At 27.6% G+C, this 19,644-nt stretch carries 16 protein-coding genes; 14 read left to right on the top strand and 2 right to left on the bottom strand.

All coding sequences use genetic code 11. The features are described from left to right. Together J7G74_RS14790 and J7G74_RS14785 are read right to left on the bottom strand one after the other, a co-directional pair. On the bottom strand, nucleotides 1-2,211 hold a 2,211-nt coding region (locus J7G74_RS14790; RefSeq protein WP_297136735.1), incomplete at its 3' end, for an SH3 domain-containing protein. 1,125 nt (nucleotides 2,212-3,336) lie between these two features. After that, nucleotides 3,337-5,106 carry an Rqc2 family fibronectin-binding protein gene (locus tag J7G74_RS14785; protein ID WP_297136733.1) on the bottom strand — a complete coding sequence of 590 codons (1,770 nt, stop codon included), beginning with the start codon at nucleotides 5,104-5,106 and terminating at the stop codon, nucleotides 3,337-3,339. A gap of 209 nt (nucleotides 5,107-5,315) precedes the next feature. Here J7G74_RS14785 and dapF point away from each other — a divergent pair, with 209 nt between their 5' ends. The 14 genes from dapF (at nucleotide 5,316) to pknB (ending at nucleotide 19,639) form a co-directional block, all read left to right on the top strand. Further along, nucleotides 5,316-6,149 carry a diaminopimelate epimerase gene (dapF, locus tag J7G74_RS14780; RefSeq protein ID WP_297136731.1) on the top strand — a complete coding sequence of 278 codons (834 nt, stop codon included), beginning with the start codon at nucleotides 5,316-5,318 and terminating at the stop codon, nucleotides 6,147-6,149. Nucleotides 6,150-6,152: 3 nt separating this feature from the next. Then, the gene (locus tag J7G74_RS14775) at nucleotides 6,153-7,034 is read left to right on the top strand and encodes a YicC/YloC family endoribonuclease (protein ID WP_297136729.1); all 882 of its coding nucleotides are present in this window, start codon (nucleotides 6,153-6,155) and stop codon (nucleotides 7,032-7,034) included. Nucleotides 7,035-7,102: 68 nt separating this feature from the next. Beyond that, nucleotides 7,103-7,729 (top strand): guanylate kinase, encoded by a 627-nt coding sequence (gmk, locus tag J7G74_RS14770; protein WP_297136726.1) that lies wholly within the window; start codon nucleotides 7,103-7,105, stop codon nucleotides 7,727-7,729. A 1-nt stretch (nucleotide 7,730) separates the two neighbouring features. Further along, on the top strand, nucleotides 7,731-7,991 hold the full coding sequence (rpoZ, locus tag J7G74_RS14765; RefSeq protein ID WP_297136724.1) for a DNA-directed RNA polymerase subunit omega: 261 nt from the start codon (nucleotides 7,731-7,733) through the stop codon (nucleotides 7,989-7,991). A gap of 3 nt (nucleotides 7,992-7,994) precedes the next feature. Continuing rightward, a complete protein-coding gene (gene coaBC, locus J7G74_RS14760; RefSeq protein ID WP_297136722.1) occupies nucleotides 7,995-9,197 on the top strand; it encodes a bifunctional phosphopantothenoylcysteine decarboxylase/phosphopantothenate--cysteine ligase CoaBC in 1,203 nt (400 codons plus the stop codon). Nucleotides 9,198-9,237: 40 nt separating this feature from the next. Then, nucleotides 9,238-11,778, top strand: a complete 2,541-nt coding sequence (gene priA / locus J7G74_RS14755; RefSeq protein WP_297136720.1) for a primosomal protein N' — start codon at nucleotides 9,238-9,240, stop codon at nucleotides 11,776-11,778. Between the two features lie 18 nt (nucleotides 11,779-11,796). Further along, entirely contained in the window at nucleotides 11,797-12,237 is a 441-nt protein-coding gene (def, locus tag J7G74_RS14750; RefSeq protein WP_297136718.1) for a peptide deformylase, read from the top strand. A gap of 14 nt (nucleotides 12,238-12,251) precedes the next feature. Continuing rightward, the gene (gene fmt, locus J7G74_RS14745; protein ID WP_297136716.1) at nucleotides 12,252-13,181 is read left to right on the top strand and encodes a methionyl-tRNA formyltransferase; all 930 of its coding nucleotides are present in this window, start codon (nucleotides 12,252-12,254) and stop codon (nucleotides 13,179-13,181) included. Nucleotides 13,182-13,188: 7 nt separating this feature from the next. Then, a complete protein-coding gene (locus tag J7G74_RS14740; RefSeq protein WP_297136714.1) occupies nucleotides 13,189-13,923 on the top strand; it encodes a DUF116 domain-containing protein in 735 nt (244 codons plus the stop codon). 14 nt (nucleotides 13,924-13,937) lie between these two features. After that, complete coding sequence (locus tag J7G74_RS14735) at nucleotides 13,938-14,651, top strand: zinc metallopeptidase (protein WP_297136713.1); 714 nt, start codon at nucleotides 13,938-13,940, stop codon at nucleotides 14,649-14,651. An 88-nt stretch (nucleotides 14,652-14,739) separates the two neighbouring features. Then, the gene (gene rsmB / locus J7G74_RS14730) at nucleotides 14,740-16,065 is read left to right on the top strand and encodes a 16S rRNA (cytosine(967)-C(5))-methyltransferase RsmB (RefSeq protein WP_297136711.1); all 1,326 of its coding nucleotides are present in this window, start codon (nucleotides 14,740-14,742) and stop codon (nucleotides 16,063-16,065) included. A 7-nt stretch (nucleotides 16,066-16,072) separates the two neighbouring features. Beyond that, nucleotides 16,073-17,104, top strand: coding sequence for a 23S rRNA (adenine(2503)-C(2))-methyltransferase RlmN (rlmN, locus tag J7G74_RS14725; protein ID WP_297136709.1), 1,032 nt, complete (start codon nucleotides 16,073-16,075; stop codon nucleotides 17,102-17,104). Nucleotides 17,105-17,122: 18 nt separating this feature from the next. Then, entirely contained in the window at nucleotides 17,123-17,872 is a 750-nt protein-coding gene (locus J7G74_RS14720; protein ID WP_297136707.1) for a Stp1/IreP family PP2C-type Ser/Thr phosphatase, read from the top strand. A 12-nt stretch (nucleotides 17,873-17,884) separates the two neighbouring features. Next, complete coding sequence (gene pknB / locus J7G74_RS14715) at nucleotides 17,885-19,639, top strand: Stk1 family PASTA domain-containing Ser/Thr kinase (protein WP_297136705.1); 1,755 nt, start codon at nucleotides 17,885-17,887, stop codon at nucleotides 19,637-19,639. Nucleotides 19,640-19,644: the final 5 nt, after the last annotated feature.

The following is a 19,644-nucleotide window of genomic DNA, read 5'->3' as shown; positions in this document are numbered from 1 at the left end:
CAGTGTGCCAAGTATAGAATAAGAAGTAGAAGGACCTTTTCTAACGTTTAGGTTAGACTTTGTTACACCTGTCTTTGTAGTTGAAACAGGTGGATTAGTATCAGTAGATGTATTTTGAATAGTTATATAATCATTAGATACATAACCATAGTCATTTTTATACTTAATTTTATACCAACCAGTTTTAGAGTCAGTACCAACTATTTCAACCTTAGTGCCAGAAGGTAGTGTGCCAAGTATAGAATAAGAAGTAGAAGGACCTTTTCTAACATTTAAGTTTGATTTTGTCACACCTGTTTTTATTACACTTACTTCAGCATCTGTTTTTGTATCTAACACTGAAGAGAATTCTCCATAATAAACTTTACTATTAATTTCTTTATAAGCTCTTATTTTATAGCTATAAGAAGTATCAGGTTTTAATCCACTATCTTTATAAGATGTAGTTGAATTACTTGTTATTTTATTTAATAACTTATATGAATTAGAGCTTGAATCATACTTGTAAACTTCGTAACCAGTTGAATTATTTATCTTTGACCAAGAAATATCTAAAGAAGTTGTAGTTTTACTATTTAATTTTAAGTTGGAAACTTTTTCTACATTTGTAACTTCATTAAATATATCAGAATAATCACCATAATGATAATTTCCATTTATAACCTTATAAGCTCTTACTCTATACTTGTAAGAGGTAGCTGAGCTTAAATTTATATCAGTATATGAGTTATCAGTAACATCTCTTAATTTCTTATATGAATTAGAATTTGAGTCATATCTTTCAACTTCATAACCATCAACATTATCAAGTTTTGACCATGAAAACTGTATCGAATTAGAAGTTTTTTTAGTAAGAGAAATATTAGTTACTCTATTAGGTACAAAATTAACTATTTCAAAAGTTGTTTTTATAGTACCTTCATAATTTCCTATACCTGTTATAATTATATTTGCCACACCAACATTAATATTATTAGAGTAATTTACTTCATAATCTGTATCTAGTTTTAATTCTTGTCCATTAAGAGAAAGTTTTACATCAGGTTTTATTTCTTTTCCAGTGTAAACTTGTGAATCAATTTTATCTACAGAAGCATTTTCTATATTTTCTTTTGTAGGAGTAGGAACACTATTATTACTTGTTGGCTTTAAGAACGTATAATTCATATCAAACTTAGTGCTATTAATACCATCTATAGTACCTTGGTCAGTATATTGCCACATTATATAAGGTCTATTATATGTACAATTATCTGAGTATTGAGCAACCCAAAGATTATTTTCAAGAAGTAAATCTTCACTAAAGTATCTATCACCAAAGTCTTTATTAGTATATATACCGCTTGTGTATCCTTGTTTTTCTACTTCATTTAAGAAAGTATTAGCCATTTCTGTGGCTAAAGATTTTGTTATTGTTGCACCATTGTCATTGGCATATCTTACACTATCATACTCGAAGTCAAAGTATACTGGATAAGATATATTATTTTTATAAGGAGCTATAGTTTCTAAACAAACCTTAGCTTCATTTTTTGCCATTTCTACATTATAAGCATAGCTGAACCAATAAACACCTATCTTAAGACCAGCTTTACTAGCACCTTCTATGTAAGACTTGAACTGAGGATCCACTGTTTTACTTCCATATCCAACCCTAATTATAACATAATCAATACCACTGGCTTTTACTTTGTTCCAATCAATAGTACCATTCCATTTACTTACATCTATACCTTTTTCAAAAGGACTAAGACTTACATAAGATGATGAAATATATCCAACACTATCTTCAAAAGAAATCTTGTACCAAGTTCTATTTTTCTCTAAGACTTCAATCGGAGAATCTTTTACGAGTGTGCCAATTTTATCATAAGATGTTGATGGTCCACTTCTTACATTTAAAGTTGCTGCAGTAGTTTTTCCTAGTCCAATAACATTTGGTTTTGTTATAGGTGTTATTGGTAAATTTGGTATACCACGACCAGATTTGCTGTAAGTAGAATTAAGTAGACCCATATTATAAGTTGGATTTTCTTTTGGATCAGGTTCTACTAAAGAAGTTTCATTATTTAAGTTGATTTTTACTAAAGAATTTTCTTTACTAATATTTGTTTTGGCTATTTCTTCAGCATTAGCTATAAAAATTACATTTTGAGAAACCATTGTAATCGATAATGATAATGCTAGAAATGATTTTGCTGTTTTTTTCATAAATTTCCCCCTGGGGTGAAAGAGGTTATGCTCTTTCACGTTTAATCTCCTTTCTTTTAAAATTTTAATTGATTTAATACACTATAATTTTACATAATTATACACATATGTCAAAAATAGTACAATAAATTACATATAAACAACTATATAATAAAATTAATGAATAGTAAATGGTTTCATAATAGAAAATTGAAATATATAATAAATTTTTTAGTATTTTGTAAATATATATATTTAAAAGGTCTGATTTCGATAGAATATCGTAATCAGACCTTTATTGTTTAAATATTAAAATAGATATTACCAAAGTTTTTATTCGTATATATACCGCTTGTATAGCCTTGATTTTATAATTTATTTAATAAAGTATAAGCCATATCAGTAACTAAAGATTGTATAATTGCTATGCCTTGATCATTAGCATATCTTACACTATAATATTCAAAGTCAAAATATACTGGATAACTTATTTTATCCCAATCAATATCACCATTATAATAACTTACATCGACACTTTCTCTAAAACTTTAATATTTGAATCTTTTTTGTGTTTCTATTTTATTATGATTAGCTGATGGATCACTTTTTGAATTTAATTTTGTGGCAGTTGTTTTTCCAATAACGATGATATATGGTTTTGTGATAGGTGTTACTTTTGCATTTTATATTTAAAATAATGATCCTTCTGAATATCTGTGAATACCTATGCGATAAGACTGATTATTTTTTGATTTTACTCGATTGAAGAATCTTACTTTATAGAAGTTTTATGTTTAAAAGAAATATATTGAGTATCAGATTACTCTTGTTTGAGAGCAAAATTTTCATATGAAGATTGTTCTTCATTAGTATCATTTTCTTATTAATTTGAGTAATTCTCGTTAGTCAAAGATTTATTAGTGGGGATCAGTTATAAAAATATACAGTTGGGTGGAAAATAACAGTTTATAATACTAACTTTAGCTTTTCACATTTTATTTATCTATATTTATAAGATCATATTCATCTTCTTTAATACATAGTTTGTTAAAAATAGTAGTGTAATTAAAAATTATCATCAAAAAAATTATAAATAAAAAAACAGATAATAAACTTATAAAAACTTATTATCTGTTTTATTTACAGTTATTTTTTTAATTTTACAATCATTTCTTCTGTAGGCGTTACATAAATTGTACTGTTAGTTTCGTAAATTACCATACCAGGTTTAGAGCCACTTGGTTTTTTTACATGCTTTTTCAGAGTATAGTCTACTGGTACCTGAGATGACATTCTACCTTTACTATAGTATGCAGCTAGCATAGCACTTTCGTATAAAGTTTCATCGGAGATATTTTGACCAGCACACTTTATAATAACATGAGAACCAGGAATATTTTTAGTATGCATCCAAATATCCTCTGGATCTGCTATTCTCAGAGTAAGATAATCATTTTGTTTATTATTTTTACCGACTAAAATAGTAAATCCATCTGAAGATATGAATTGATTTGGCTTTGTAGTCAAATCTATGTCTTTTTTAGCTTTGTATTTATGAGGAGATTTAGCATATCCAAGTCTTATTAATTCTTCTTTAATATCTTCAAGTTCTTCTAAGTTTTCGCAGTTCTCAATGCCTAACATAATATTTTCTAGGTACTCAATTTCTTCATTACAAATTTCTATTTGAGAAGTTAATTCTTTTTTTGCAGTTTTTAATTTTGAATATTTTTTAAAGTATTTTTGTGCATTTTCAGAAGGTGTTAAGTTCTCATTTAGAGATATAGTTATATTACTATAATTTTCATCGTAGAAATTAGCAACTTCTATACTTTTCATACCTTTTTCTATCATATATATATAAGCCGTTAGAAGCTCACCTCTAACTTTATAAATATCAGCATTATCAGCATCTATTAATTCTTTTTCTATTTTCTTTTGTTTATGATAAAGTCTATCTAATTTAATAGAAATACTTTTTCTTAAATCAGAAGTTCTTTGGTGAATTCTATCTTTTATGTCTTTTGTTTTATAGTAATCTTCAATAATTTGAGATATACTATCATTTCTAATGAATTTATTACCATCTAAATAAGTAAGATCAATACAACTAAAATCAATTACTTTATCAAGTTTTTCATCGATTACTATACAAGGAGAATATTCATTATTTTTTATTTTAGTAAATAAATCTGAAAAAATTCTATATAAAATAGACAACTCATCTCTAGACATATTCTCAGCTTTATCATTAGGGTTTAAATTTGACCTATGACAAATTTCTCTAGCAACACATGGACTTACTCCTAAAAACTTAGAATAGATACCTTTAAAAAGAGGTCCATCAAATTCTCTTAAAGTGTTGATAAAACTTTTTATAGAAGTACCCTTAATTGGATTTATTTTATCCTGAGCGGGAGGTAGTTCATAAGTTAAATTTGGTAATAATTGACGTACTCTACTTATACTAGGAGGAATTCTTTTTATTGAATCTATTATTTTTTCTTCCTTCTGTTGAACTAAAATTATATTACTATGTCTCCCCATTATTTCTATATAGATATCTTTTGTAGTTTTTTCTTTCAATTCATCAAAAGACTCAATACTGATTTTTATTATTCTTTCAAAATTAACTTGAGAAATTTCTGTTATAATACCACCTTGTATGTACTTTCTAAATAGCATACAAAACATAGGTGCTTTTATAGGATTTTCTTTTTTATAATCATTTGCTATATAAACTCTAGGGTTAGAAGCGCTAGAACTTAATACTAGCTTAAAGTTTTCTTTATTATTTCTTATATATAAAACTAATTCATCATTTTCTGGCTGATGAATTTTATCTATCTTACCACCCACAAGCTTAGAATGTAGCTCATGTGCTAGGCTATGAATCACTAAACCATCTAATGCCATAATAATCTCCTTTCAAACATAAGTAATAAACCTATTATTACATATTATAACCAAGATGTGAATACTAGGCATACAATCTTTTATATGAATGTGTAAAATGAAATAATATTAAATAGATCTTTATATTTTATTTAAAATGAAAATAGAAAAAAAGCTAAAAATAAGGTATAATATTTAGTTAGAAATAATGAAAAAAGGGAGATAGAAAAATGAAATTTTGGAAGTTACAAGGGATAGGAAATGATTTTATTGCAATAGATGGAAGATTTGATAATATAGATACAGATAATTATGGAGAATTAGCTAAGAAAGTTTGTCATAGAAGATTTTCAGTAGGCGCAGATGGTCTTTTAGTAGTGAAAAATAGTGATGTGGCGGACGTTGAAATGGTTTATTATAATTCTGATGGAAGTCGTGCTCATATGTGTGGTAATGGAATTAGATGTTTTGTTAAATTTGTTTATGACAATAATATAGTTAATAAAGAAGAATTTGATGTTTATACATTAGATGGCATAAAAAAAATAAAAATAAATTTAAAGGGCAATGAAATTGATACTGTAAAAATAAATATGGGATCAGGTAGCTTTAAAACATGTGATATTCCAGTAAATGATGAAGATAATACTTTTATAAATAAAACTGTTAAAGTATTAGATAAAGAATTCATTATAAGTTCTATGCTAATGGGAGTTCCTCACACAATAGTATTTGTAGATGAATTTGATATGTATGAAATACATAAATATGGAGCATTGCTAGAAAAGCATGAAAAGTTTCCTAAAAAAACTAACGTAAACTTTGTAAAAGTATTAGATGAAGAAAATATAATAGTACGTACATGGGAAAGAGGTTGTGGATATACATTAGGATGTGGAACTGGTATAACAGCTTCAGTAATAATTAGTAATTACTTAGGCAAAGTAGGAAAAAGTGTTAATGTTACTTCAGAAGGTGGAAGTATAAAAATAGATTTAGAAGAGGACTTTGCATATATGACTGGAAATGCAGTGAAAATATGTGAAGGAATTTTGGAGGTATAGAAAATGGCTATAAGTATGACTGGTTTTGGTAGAGGTGAGTTTAAAAATGATAATTATCATTTTTTAATAGAGTGTAAAACTATAAATCATAAATATTGTGATATAAATGTGCGACTACCAAGAAAAATATCTTTTTTAGAAGATAAAATTAGAAATTACGTTAAGAATTTTGTAAAAAGAGGAAGAGTGGATTTATATATAAAGCTTGACTTAATTGGTTCAGAGGATGTAAACTTAAAGTTCGATGATAAATTAGCAACTCAATATGTAAATATATTAAAAGAAATAAAAGAAAAATTTGATTTACAAGATGATATAAGTGTCATGAATGTGGCTAAATTTCCTGATATAGTTAAATGTGAGGAAAAAGAAGAAGATGAAGATTTATACTGGTCAATGCTTAGAGAAGCTTTAGATATTGCGCTTGAAAAATTAGGTCAAATGAGACAAGAAGAAGGTAAAAAGCTTGCTGAAGACACACTAGAAAGATGTGATATTCTAAAAAATATAGTTAATAAAATTGAAACATATTCAGATACTGTTGTAGATGAATATAAAGAAAAATTAAGCACTAGAATAAATGAAATACTTGATAATCCAAGTATTGTAGATGAAAATAGATTAGCACAAGAAATTGCAATTTTTGCAGATAAAAGTAATATTACAGAAGAGATAGTTAGATTTAAAAGTCATATTGAGCAGCTTAAAAATACAGTTGTAAAAAATGAATCTATAGGTAGAAAAATAGATTTTCTAATTCAAGAAATGAATAGAGAAGTTAATACAATGGGCTCAAAATCATCTAATATAAATATAACTAATTTAGTTGTAGAAGTTAAAAGTGAATTAGAAAAAATTAGAGAACAGATACAAAACATTGAATAGTATAAAGTATTATTTATACTATTTAATGTATAATACTATTATAGATAAGTTGAAAGGATGAAATATTAATGGTTATAAATAAGAAAGGTCTTTTACTAGTTGTATCGGGGCCATCTGGTGCAGGAAAAGGCACTATTTGTAAAGTATTAATGAACAGAAATAATGATTTAAAACTTTCTGTATCAGCAACAACTAGACAGCCAAGAAATGGAGAAGTGGAAGGTGAAAACTATTACTTCTTAACTCATGAAAAATTCAATGATATGATAAGTAAAAATGAGTTTTTAGAATATGCTCAAACATACAGTAATTTCTATGGAACTCCAAAGGGACCTGTTATGGAGAGTTTAGAAAAAGGTCAAGATGTTGTACTTGAAATAGAAATGCAAGGAGCAAGACAAGTAAAGCAAATATATCCAGAAGCTATATTAATATTTGTTTTACCACCAAGTTTAAATGAACTAGAAAATAGATTATCTTCAAGGGGAACAGAAACAAAAGAACAAATGCAAGAGAGACTAAGCTGTGCCTTTGAAGAAATTAAACAAATTAAAGATTATAACTATTTTATTTTCAACGAAACTAATAGGGAAGTTGAAGCTGCACTGGAAATTGAACACATAATAAGTGCAGAAAAAAATAAATCTGCAAGATATGAAGAAGAAATAATAAGAAAATTTAGGGAGGAATTATAAAATGAAACCATCTATAAACGAAGTATTAGCGAAAATAGACAACAGATATTATTTAGTAGGAACAGTAGCTAAAAGAGCTAGAGAATTAGTTGACGGAAATGAGTCTTACGTAGATAGCAAAATAAATAAAGGTAAACCAGTAATGCTTGCTACTGAAGAAATATCTGAAGGAAAAATAACTTACAGATTATTAACTGAAGAAGAGATAGAAATACAAGAAGCATTACATGCTGAGGAACAAAGTAAATTAATTGAGGAGTAAGATATGTTAAAAAATAAAACTGTAGTAATTGGAGTAAGCGGAGGAATAGCAGTATATAAAGCTTGTGATGTTGTAAGCAGACTTAAAAAGTTAAATGCTAATGTTCATGTAATTATGACTAAAAATGCAAAAGAATTTGTTACACCATTAACCTTTCAATCACTTAGCCAGAATTATGTTGTATCAGATATGTTTGAAGAACCGAAAACTTGGGATGTTGAGCATATATCTTTAGCAAAAAAAGCAGATGTATTTTTAATAGCGCCAGCTACTGCAAATGTAATTGGTAAGATAGCAAATGGTATTTGTGATGACATGCTTACAACTACAGTTATGGCAACTACAGGTAAGGTACTTATAGCACCAGCTATGAATACAAATATGTATAAAAATCCTATTCTTCAAAGAAACATAAAAATACTAAAAGAACTAGATTATAGTTTTATAAATCCTGAAAGTGGTAGACTTGCTTGTGGAGATGTGGGAGAAGGAAAACTAGCTTCTCCAGAGGTAATCGTTGATTCTGTGATAGATTTACTTTGTAATACTAATAAAGATTTAAAAGGTAAAAAAATAATGATTACAGCAGGACCTACAGTAGAAAGTATAGATCCTGTAAGATACTTAACTAACAGATCTACTGGAAAAATGGGATATGCTATTGCTAAAGCAGCTGCTAATAGAGGGGCAGATGTAACCTTAGTTAGTGGACCTACAAATATTGAGCCACCTTCTAATATTAAAAAATTAATAAAAACTCAATCAGCAGAAGATATGTACAATGCAATTATAGATAATTTTGATGAAAGCCAAGTAATTATAAAAAGTGCAGCAGTAGCAGACTATAAACCTAAAACTTATAGTGATAAAAAAATTAAAAAAAGTAATGATGATTTAGTAATAGAGTTAGATAGAAATAAGGATATAGCCTTTGAAATAGGAAAAATTAAAAAGGATAAAATTTTAGTAGGATTTGCTGCTGAAACTAATGACCTTATTCAAAATGCAAAAGGTAAAGTTAGAAAGAAAAATTTAGACTTTATTGTAGCTAATGATTTAACTGAAGAAGGTGCAGGATTTGGAACTGACACAAATATTGTTAAAATAATAGACAAAGAAGGTAACATAAGTAAGTATCCTCAAATGAAGAAGGATGAAGTTGCAGATGTTATTTTAGATAAAGTAAAATCATTATTAGAAAAGTAAGCATCTATTTATAGGTGCTTATATTTTTAAGGAGCAATCTATGTATATAGAAAAATACGCAAAAGTTATAGTTAAAAACAATAGCATATATACAGATAACTTATTTACATATAAAATACCAGAATTTCTTTTAAATCATGTAGAGGTAGGTCATAGAGTACTAGTTCCTTTTGGAAAAGGAAATAAGCCTATAGAAGCTTATGTATTTTTAATTACAGATATAGTTGAAAATAATATAGACTTCAAAGAATTATTTGATATTTTGGATGAATATCCAATTTTTAAAGTTGAAGATATTAAACTTATACAATGGATGAAAAATAGATACTTATGTACTTATATGGATTGTATTAGTTTACTTCATCCTAAAGGATATAAGGTAGAAAGTTTTAAGGAAATAAGTTTAAATAATGACTTAAAAGAATTAGATGCTAAAAGTTTTTACGAAAAAATAGATAGCTTAAGTGAAAATAGAAAATTTATTCTTAATAAGATAATAGAAAATAAAAACAAAATTAAAGTAGATAAATTAATAAAAGAAAAGGCTATAGATGAAGGTATTAATCCAAAAGATTTAAAACTTTCTACGACTATCAATAATCTTTTATTAAAAATGAAAGAAGAAAAGTTAATAGATATATATTGGAATTATAAAAGTCAAAAAAATGAGAAGAAAATTTGTTATGTATCTTTAAATATAGATAAAAATATTATAGAAGATTATATAGGATATAATAAAATTAGGCTTGGAGAGAAGCAAAGAGATATTATAGAGTTCTTAAAATATAATGATGATATAGAAATTAATGATTTAATTAAATTATTAAATGCTTCAAAATCTAGTATAAGTTCTTTACATAAGAAGAACTTAATTACACTTGATTTTAAAGATTACTACAGAAGTCCTAGTGATTTTTATGATGAAAAAAGAAAAGAAATAATCTTAAATGAAGAACAAAAGACGGTAGTTGATAAAATTACATCTGATATGTTTAAGGAACATAAAAAACCTTATATGATTCACGGCGTAACAGGTAGTGGAAAAACAGAAGTTTATATGGAAATAATTGATTATGCTTTAAAACAAGGTTTAGATAGTATATTTTTAGTTCCAGAAATATCCCTTACTCCTCAAACTATTTCTAGATTAAAAAATAGATTTGGAGATATTGTGGGGGTATTTCATAGTAAGCTTTCAGAAGGTGAAAAACATGATGTATTTAAAGCCATAAAAAAAGGTAAAATCAGAATATTAATTGGAGCTAGATCGGCATTATTTGCGCCATTTAACAGTTTAGGCGTAGTAATAATAGATGAATTCCATGAAAGTGCATATAAATCAGAAAAAAATCCAAAGTTTAGCGCTATAGAAGTTGGAAAGTATATGGTGTTAAAACAAAATATTACATTGATTCTTGGCTCGGCAACACCATCAGTAGAAGAGTATTATAGGGCTAAGAATAATGAATATGAATTAATAACTATCAAAGAAAGAGCTAATAAAAAGCCTCTTCCATCTATAGAAGTGGTGGATATGAAGAAGGAACTAACTTTAGGCAATAAAAGTATTTTTTCTTATAAACTTCAAGAAGAAATTGAAACTGAACTAAGTAACAATAATCAAGTAATATTGTTTTTAAATAGAAGAGGATACGGAAATTTTGTATCCTGTAGAAAATGTGGTTTTGTTTTTTCTTGTAAAAATTGTGATATTTCTTTGACTTATCATAAAAATAATAATAGTGGTAGATGTCATTACTGTGGATATGAAGAAAATATACCTAAAAGTTGTCCAGAGTGTGGTAGCGATTATGTAAGACCTTTTGGAATAGGAACAGAAAAAGTAGAAGAAGAAATAAAAAAATTATTTAAAAATGCAAAAGTTCTTCGAATGGATAAAGATACAACTTCTAAAAAGGGAGAACTTGATAAAATTTTAAATAAATTTAAGAATAAAGAAGCAAACATCTTAATAGGAACTCAAATGTTAAGTAAGGGGTTAGATTTTGAAGATGTAACCTTAGTTGGTATATTATCTGCTGATATGATGTTAAACTTTCCTGACTTTAAAAGTTTTGAAAATACATTTCAGTTAATTACACAAGTATCAGGTAGAGCTGGCAGAAGTGATAAAGAAGGTAAGGTAGTGCTTCAAACTTATGACACAGATCATTATGTAATACGAAGGGCTTTAAATTACGATTTTGAAGGCTTTTACGAAGATGAAATAAAAATTAGAAAAATATTTTCATATGCACCTTTTAATAATATGATAAGTGTAGTTGTAAGTGGACGTAATCAAAAACTTGTTGAGAAGAATATAAAAAATATGTACAATTCTCTTATCTATTTATTAAAAAATAGAGGAGTAGACGATTTTGACTTTATATTAGGTCCAAATCCTTGTGCTATTTCTAAAATTAATCAAAATTACAGATATCAATTATTATTTAAAGATGATAATATTGAAATTAATTTATTAAAAGGTATAATAAAATATATATGTATAACGAAGAAAGAAGTTGTATTTGATAAGGATGTTAATATATCTATAGATGTTAATCCAAACAATATTCTTTAATTATAGGAGGAAGAAATAATGGCAATTAGACAAATAGCTCAAATTGGAGAGCCAGTGCTTAGAAAAAAATCAAAGGTTGTAGAAAAATTTGATCAAAAATTAATAGATTTATTAGAAGATATGGCAGATACTATGTATGAAGCTGATGGTGTTGGTCTTGCAGCACCTCAAGTTAGCATATTAAAAAGAGTTGTAGTAATAGATATTGGAGATGGTTTATTAGAACTTGTTAATCCAGAAATAATAGCAACAAGTGGTGAGCAAATAGATGCAGAAGGTTGTTTAAGTGTTGCTGGAGAAAATGGTGACGTTAAAAGACCATATGTGGTAAGGGTAAGAGCCCAAGATAGACATGGGAATACTTTTGAAATAGAAGGTGAAGAACTATTAGCTAGAGCTTTCTGTCATGAAATAGATCACTTAGATGGAATATTATTTGTAGACAAAATAGAAAAATAATAGGAGTGATATAAATGAAAATAGTATTTATGGGAACACCAGATATAGCAAAAGGATGTCTGGAAAAATTAATAAATGAAAATCATGAAGTAGTAGGTGTTGTAACTCAAGCTGATAAGCCTATTGGTAGAGGTAAAAAAATGGGTATGCCACCAGTAAAAGAGCTTGCTCTAGAACATAATATACCTGTATATCAGCCAACAAAAGCAAGAGATGAAGAGTTTATAAATACTTTAAAAGAAATAAATCCTGATGTAATAGTAGTTGTTGCATATGGTCAAATCTTACCAAAAGCTTTATTAGATATACCTAAACATGGATGTATTAATGTACACGTATCTCTGCTACCTAAGTATAGAGGAGCAGCACCAATAAACTGGGTAATCATAAATGGAGAAGAAAAAACAGGAGTTACAACAATGTATATGGATGAAGGTCTAGATACTGGAGATATAATACTTCAAAATGAATTCCTTCTAGATAATGAAATAACAGCTGGTGAATTACACGATGTAATGACTGTTAAAGGTGGAGAACTTTTAATAGAAACTTTAGATTTAATAAAAAAAGGAACTGCACCAAGAATTAAACAAGATGATGAAAAATCTTCTTATGCACCAATGATGAATAAATCTTTAGGGAATTTAGATTTTTCTAAAGGTGCAAAAGAAATACATGATTTAGTAAGAGGAGTTAATCCTTGGCCAAGTGCTTATACTACTTATGAAGGAAAAACTATGAAGGTTTGGAAAACCAAAGTATTAGATGAAGCTAGTAGCAAAGAACCTGGTACAATAATCAAAGTAGATAAAGATGGAATAAGAGTATCTACTAATAATAAAGTTTTATTAATCGAGGAAATACAAATGCCAAATAAAAAGAGAGTGGCAGTATGTGAATATATAAAAGGAAATAAAATAGAAGAAGGTAGTATATTAGGCTAGGTGAGGAATGACTGATATAAAGAAGTATGTTACTACAATTAATGTTTTTTTAATTATACTTATTAGTGGAGTATTTATAATTAACTTATTTTTATCAAAGTTTATAAATACATTGAGTTTAGTGATAAATATAGTTGTTGTAGGAATAATATTAATAACTATATTTTCAACAATTACAACTTATTATATAGCAACGAATAAAAATGTTGATAATAAGCTAATGAAAATTAACTTTAAGATAGTAAGCATTATATTTCCTATAATAAGTAAATTAGCTAAATTTATAGGAATATCGAAAGATGAAATAAGAAAAATATATATAAAAATAAATAATGCTTATATTTATAGTAATAAGTATAATTTTAAAGGTGAAGACTTAATAATATTAATACCTCATTGTATTCAAAATCATGATTGTAAGCTTAAAGTAACAAATGATATAGAAAATTGTAAAAAATGTGGTAGATGTAAAGTAAAAGATTTGCTAGGACTTAAAGAAAAATATAATACTAAAATATTTGTAGCTACAGGAGGAACTCTAGCTAGAAAAATTATTATAGACAATAAGCCAAAGGCTGTTATTGCTGTAGCTTGTGAAAGAGATTTGACATCAGGAGTTCGAGATATTGATAAAATACCTGTTCTTGGTATATTTAACTTAAGACCTAATGGTCCTTGTATAGATACAAATATTAATATTAAAGAAGTAGAGAATGCTATTAATTTCTTTACAGATAAATAAGGAGAGTGTTTTATATGTACCCTGGAATGTATTATGGTGGTTATGGATATGCAATAGATCCTACTATGATATTATTAATACCAGCTATATTATTGACAATATATGCTCAATTTAAAGTAAGTTCTACAACTAATAGATACTTTAGGGTAAGAAGTGGAAGAGGATATACTGGAGAGCAAACTGCAAGAGAAATATTAGATAGAAATGGATTATATAATGTAAGAATAGAAATGGTTAGAGGGAGACTTAGTGACCATTACGATCCAAGGTCTAATGTAGTTAGATTATCAGAGGATGTGTATAGTGGAAATTCTATAACTTCTATATCAGTTGCGGCTCATGAATGTGGTCATGCTATACAACATGCTCATGGATATGTACCATTAAATATAAGAAGCAGTTTAGTTCCTGTAGTTAACTTTGCTTCAAATATGTCTTGGATATTTATTATGTTAGGCTTTTTAACAACAAGAGGTCCATTATTAAGTATAGGAATATTATTATTTGCAGCATCAGTACTATTTCAAATAGTGACATTACCTGTAGAATTTAATGCTTCAAGTAGGGCATTAGCACAAATGACTTCCCTAGGTATAGTAGATGATCGTGAAGTAAGAGATAGTAGGAGAGTGCTTCAGGCAGCTGCATTAACTTATGTTGCAGCAGCAGTAACTGCAATTCTTCAATTACTAAGATTAGTAATGATTGCACAAAATCGTGATGATTAATATTTAGGTCCTAGTTTACTAGGGCCTTTTTTAAAAAGTATATAAAAATCAAAATTTGATTAAATTTTGATAATATAAGGAGATAAATATGAACGCAAGAGAAATAGCATACAAAGTTCTATTAGATATAGAAAAAAATAAAAACTATTCGAATATGGCAATTAATAAACATTTTAAAGATATAAAATTATCAAATCAAGATAGAGGACTTGCAACAGAAATAATATACGGAGTAATAGAAAATAAGTATTATATAGATTATATAATTGATAAGCTATCTAAAATAAAAACTAATAAGATGGAAATTTACGTAAAAACTCTTCTTAGAATGGGAATCTATCAAATTTTATTTTTAAATAGTATTTCTGATTATGCTGCAGTAAATGAAACTGTAAATTTAGCAAAGAAAAAAAATCCTAAAATATCTGGTTTTGTAAATGGAATACTTAGGAATGTAATAAGACAAAAAGAAACTATAAGAAGTATTAATGTTAAAGATGAAATAGATTATTTAGCTATTAAATATTCTTATGACAAATGGATAATAAGAAACTGGATGATTCACTTTGGTAAAGAATTTACTCTGGACTTATTAGAAGCCAATGCTGAAAAACCTAGTATATATTTAAGAGTGAATACACTAAAAACAACTAGAGATGAATTAATTGAGAAGTTAGAAGGACAAGGTGTTAAAGCATCTAAAGTAAGTCAAATAGAAGAAGCTATTAAAGTGGAAAATTTAAAAAATATAGAAAATAACTCATTATATAAAGAAGGGCTGTTTACTATTCAAGATATAAGCTCTATGTTAGTTGGTAAAGTTATGAATCCAAAGGAAAATACACTAGTATTAGACGTATGTAGTGCTCCAGGTGGAAAAACTACTCATATAGCAACTTTAATGAAAAATACAGGAACAGTTGTATCTAGAGATATATATGATCACAAATTAAAATTAATAAAATCAAGTTGCAAGAGATTAGGACTTGAAAATGTTCAAGTGGAAGATTTCGATGGAATGAAATTAGATAGAGAAAGTATTGATAAATTTGACTATGTACTTGCAGATGTTCCATGTTCGGGTCTTGGGATAATAAGAAGAAAACCAGAAATAAAATATAAAGAAAAAGAAGATTTTAGAGATTTACATTCTATACAAAAGAAGGTTTTAGAGAATGCATCTAAATATGTTAAAAATGGTGGGACTTTAATTTATAGTACTTGTACAATTCAAGAAGCAGAAAATATGGATGTTATAAATGAATTTTTGCAAAAAAATAAAAATTTTAAATTAGCGCCGATAAATGAAGTCAATATAGATTTAGATAATCAAGAAAATGGATACATGAAAATTTATCCTAATATTCATGGAATGGATGGATTCTTTATATCAAAATTAATAAGAGTAAGGTAGTGATAATATGTCAGAAAATAAAATAGCATTAAAGAATTTTACAGAAGATGAATTAAAAGAATTTTTAAAAGATATGGGAGAAAAACCTTTCAGAGGTAGTCAAATTTTCTCTTGGATATATAAAGGTGCAAAAACTTTTGATGATATGGAAAATATACCTAAAAATTTAAGAGAAAAATTGGATCAGGTGTCTTATATAGGTAATATAAAGCAAGAGTTAGTACTGGAATCAAAAATAGATAAAGCGAAAAAATACTTATTTGAGTTAAATGACGGAAATATAATTGAAACAGTTATGATGGATTATGGAGATAGAATAACTGTATGTATATCAAATCAAGTAGGATGTAGAATGGGATGTAAGTTTTGTGCATCTACATTAGAAGGATTGATTAGAAATTTAGAACCTTGGGAAATTTTAGATCAAATTTTAAAAGTTCAAGAAGATACTAATAAAAGAGTTTCTAACTTAGTATTAATGGGAAGTGGAGAGCCTTTAGATAACTTTGAAAATACTAAGAAGTTTTTCAAACTAGTTAACGAGAAAAATGGATTGAATATAGGATATAGACATATTACTTTATCTACTTGTGGTGTTGTGCCCAAAATGTATGAATTTGCAGATTTGCAACTACCTATTAATTTAGCTCTTTCCCTACATTCTCCTTTTGATGAAGAAAGAAAAAAAATAATGCCAGTTGCCAATGCATACAAAATAAATGATATAATAAAAGCATGTAAGTATTATATTCAAAAGACAAATAGAAGGGTTACTTTTGAATATTCGTTAATTAAAGGAGTAAATGATTCTAAAAAAGAAGCTGATGCAATTGTAAAACTTCTAAAAGGAATGTTATGTCATGTAAATTTAATTCCTATAAATAAAGTTGAAGAGAGTGAATTTGAAAGACCTGATAAGACATATATTTATAAGTTTAGAGACATTTTAGAAAAAAACAATATACCAGCTACAGTAAGAATATCTATGGGATCTGATATTGGAGGCGCTTGTGGACAACTTAGAAGAAAACACAAGTAAATAAGGAGGGTAATTTCTATGATTTATAATTGTGACTCTCATGTAGGAAAAGTTAGAAAAAATAACGAAGATTACTGTATGGGGGAGATTATACAAACTGAAGAAGAAAGTATAGGAATATTTGCTTTAGCAGATGGTATGGGAGGCCATAAAAAAGGAGAAGTAGCAAGTAAAATTGCAGTAGAAAGCATTATAAATTTTTTGAAAGAGAATATTTTACAAGAATGTGGCATAAAAATGGATTATTTAGATGATGTAATCAAACAGGCTTATAATTATGCAAATAAAAAAATATATGCAAAATCTTTAGAAGATATTTCTTTTGAAGGTATGGGTACAACTCTTGTGGTAGCTGTCGTTTATAGAGATGAAGCTATTATAGCGAATGTTGGAGATAGCAGGTGTTACTTACTACATAATGATAAATTAAAAAAAATTACTAAAGATCATTCTGTAGTTGAAGAACTTTTAAGTGCAAATTTAATAACAGAAGAAGAAGCTAAACATCATCCTCGAAGAAATCAAATTACACGTGCTATGGGTGCTGAAGAAATTATTATTGTAGATATTTTTAGAGAAAAAATTGAAAAAGATGATATTTTACTTTTAGCTACAGATGGCCTAACAGGTTGCGTAGCAGATGAATCTATAAAAGAAATAATTATGCAGGATAAAGATATTAAAGTATTATGCGAAGAGCTGATTAATCAAGCTAATGAAAATTCAGGTAAAGATAATATATCTGTTATCTTAAGTAAGATAGATTAGGATGGTGATATTGTGGGAGAAACAATTTTAGGAAATAGGTATGAAATTATCAGTAAAATTGGTGATGGAGGAATGGCCTTTGTTTACCAAGCAAAAGATAGATTATTAAATAGAGTCGTTGCTGTTAAAGTATTAAGACCAGAATTTGTTGATGATGAAGAATTTTTAGCAAAATTCAAAAGAGAAGCAGAAGCAGTTGCAAATATCAACCATCCAAATATAGTTAATGTATACGATGTTGGTTGTGATGGAAAAATAAATTATATAGTAATGGAGTATGTTGATGGACAAAATTTAAAGGAAATTATAAAAAACGAAGGAACATTAGATGAATATACTGCTTTAGATATAACTAAGCAAATAGCTAAAGCCCTTGAAGCTGCTCATAAAAAGGGGGTTATTCATAGAGATATAAAACCTCATAATATATTAATTTCCAATGAAGGCAGAAATGTAAAGGTTGCAGATTTTGGCATAGCTAAAGCAGCTACTAATTCTACTATGACGAATATAGGAAGCATAATTGGTTCTGTTCATTATTTTTCACCAGAACAAGCTAAAGGCCAATCTGTAAAAAATAATGCTGATTTATATTCTCTTGGTATAGTTCTATATGAAATGATACTTGGAAAGGTACCTTTTAAAGGTGATAGTCCAATTTCTATAGCCCTTCAACATATTAATGAAGATATAGAATTTACACCAGAAGAAAAAACTAATGTACCTCAAAGTATAAGAACTTTAATAAAAAAATTAACAGAAAAATCACCGGAAGATAGATATCAAAGTAGTGAAGAAGTTATTGAAGATATAGAGTATATTGAACAAAATATTGATTTAGATTTCATAAAACAATATGATGATTTTGCTACTAAAAGGATGAATGATTCTAATGTAATAAGTTCATCTAATAAAAAAGATAATACTGTTGAACTAGAAGTAGAATATGATGATAAAGATGATCTATATGAAGAAGGGAAGGAAAAGAAATCTAAGAAAAAAACAAAGAAAAATAAAAAAGGATTCAAAGGAAGTTTAATTGCTATATTTGCTTTGGTTATTTTAGCATTTGCTGGAATAACAACAAAAGGATTTGGATTATTAGGAAATAATAATGATGGTGATGTAATTTATGCTCCAGCTCTTTTAAATTTAAGTCTTGAAAATGCTAACAAAATGGCTAGAGATGCGGGATTAAAATTAGAAATATCGGTAGAAGAGTATGATTCTTTAATAGAGAAAAATCATGTTATATCACAAACTCCATCTGAAGGTACAGAGCTTAAAAAAGGTGATACTATTCATGTAATTATAAGCCTTGGTCCGAAAGATTTATCAATACCTAACTTAATGGGTTATACACTAGAAGACGCTAAGAAAGTATTAAGTCAAGAGGGGTTATCACTTGGACTTGTAAGTTATGAGTATAGTGAGATATATGCATCTGGTACAGTGATTAATCAAAATCCTACTGCTGGATCTGGAAATGTTAACAAAGGTGATGCGATAAATATCGTAGTTAGCAAGGGTAAAAAGCCAGAAGAAAAACCATCAGAAGAGGAAACACCAAATGAAGATGGTTCTAGCTCAAATAATAGTGGTGAAGGTAACGGAAGTGGAACTGGTACTGGTGGAACTGGAAATGGTGAAGGTAACGGAAGTGGAACTGGTACTGGTGGAACTGGGAATAGTGAAGGCACTGGCAATGCTAATAGTGATTCAGCCAGTCATCAGACAATAAATGAAAACAGTGAAAATAGTAATTAAGAATA

Source organism: Terrisporobacter sp. (genome assembly GCF_017888745.1).
Taxonomy (GTDB): domain Bacteria; phylum Bacillota; class Clostridia; order Peptostreptococcales; family Peptostreptococcaceae; genus Terrisporobacter.
The sequence above is the reverse complement of the archived record's forward strand: the minus strand, read 5'-3'. Positions and strand labels throughout refer to the sequence as shown.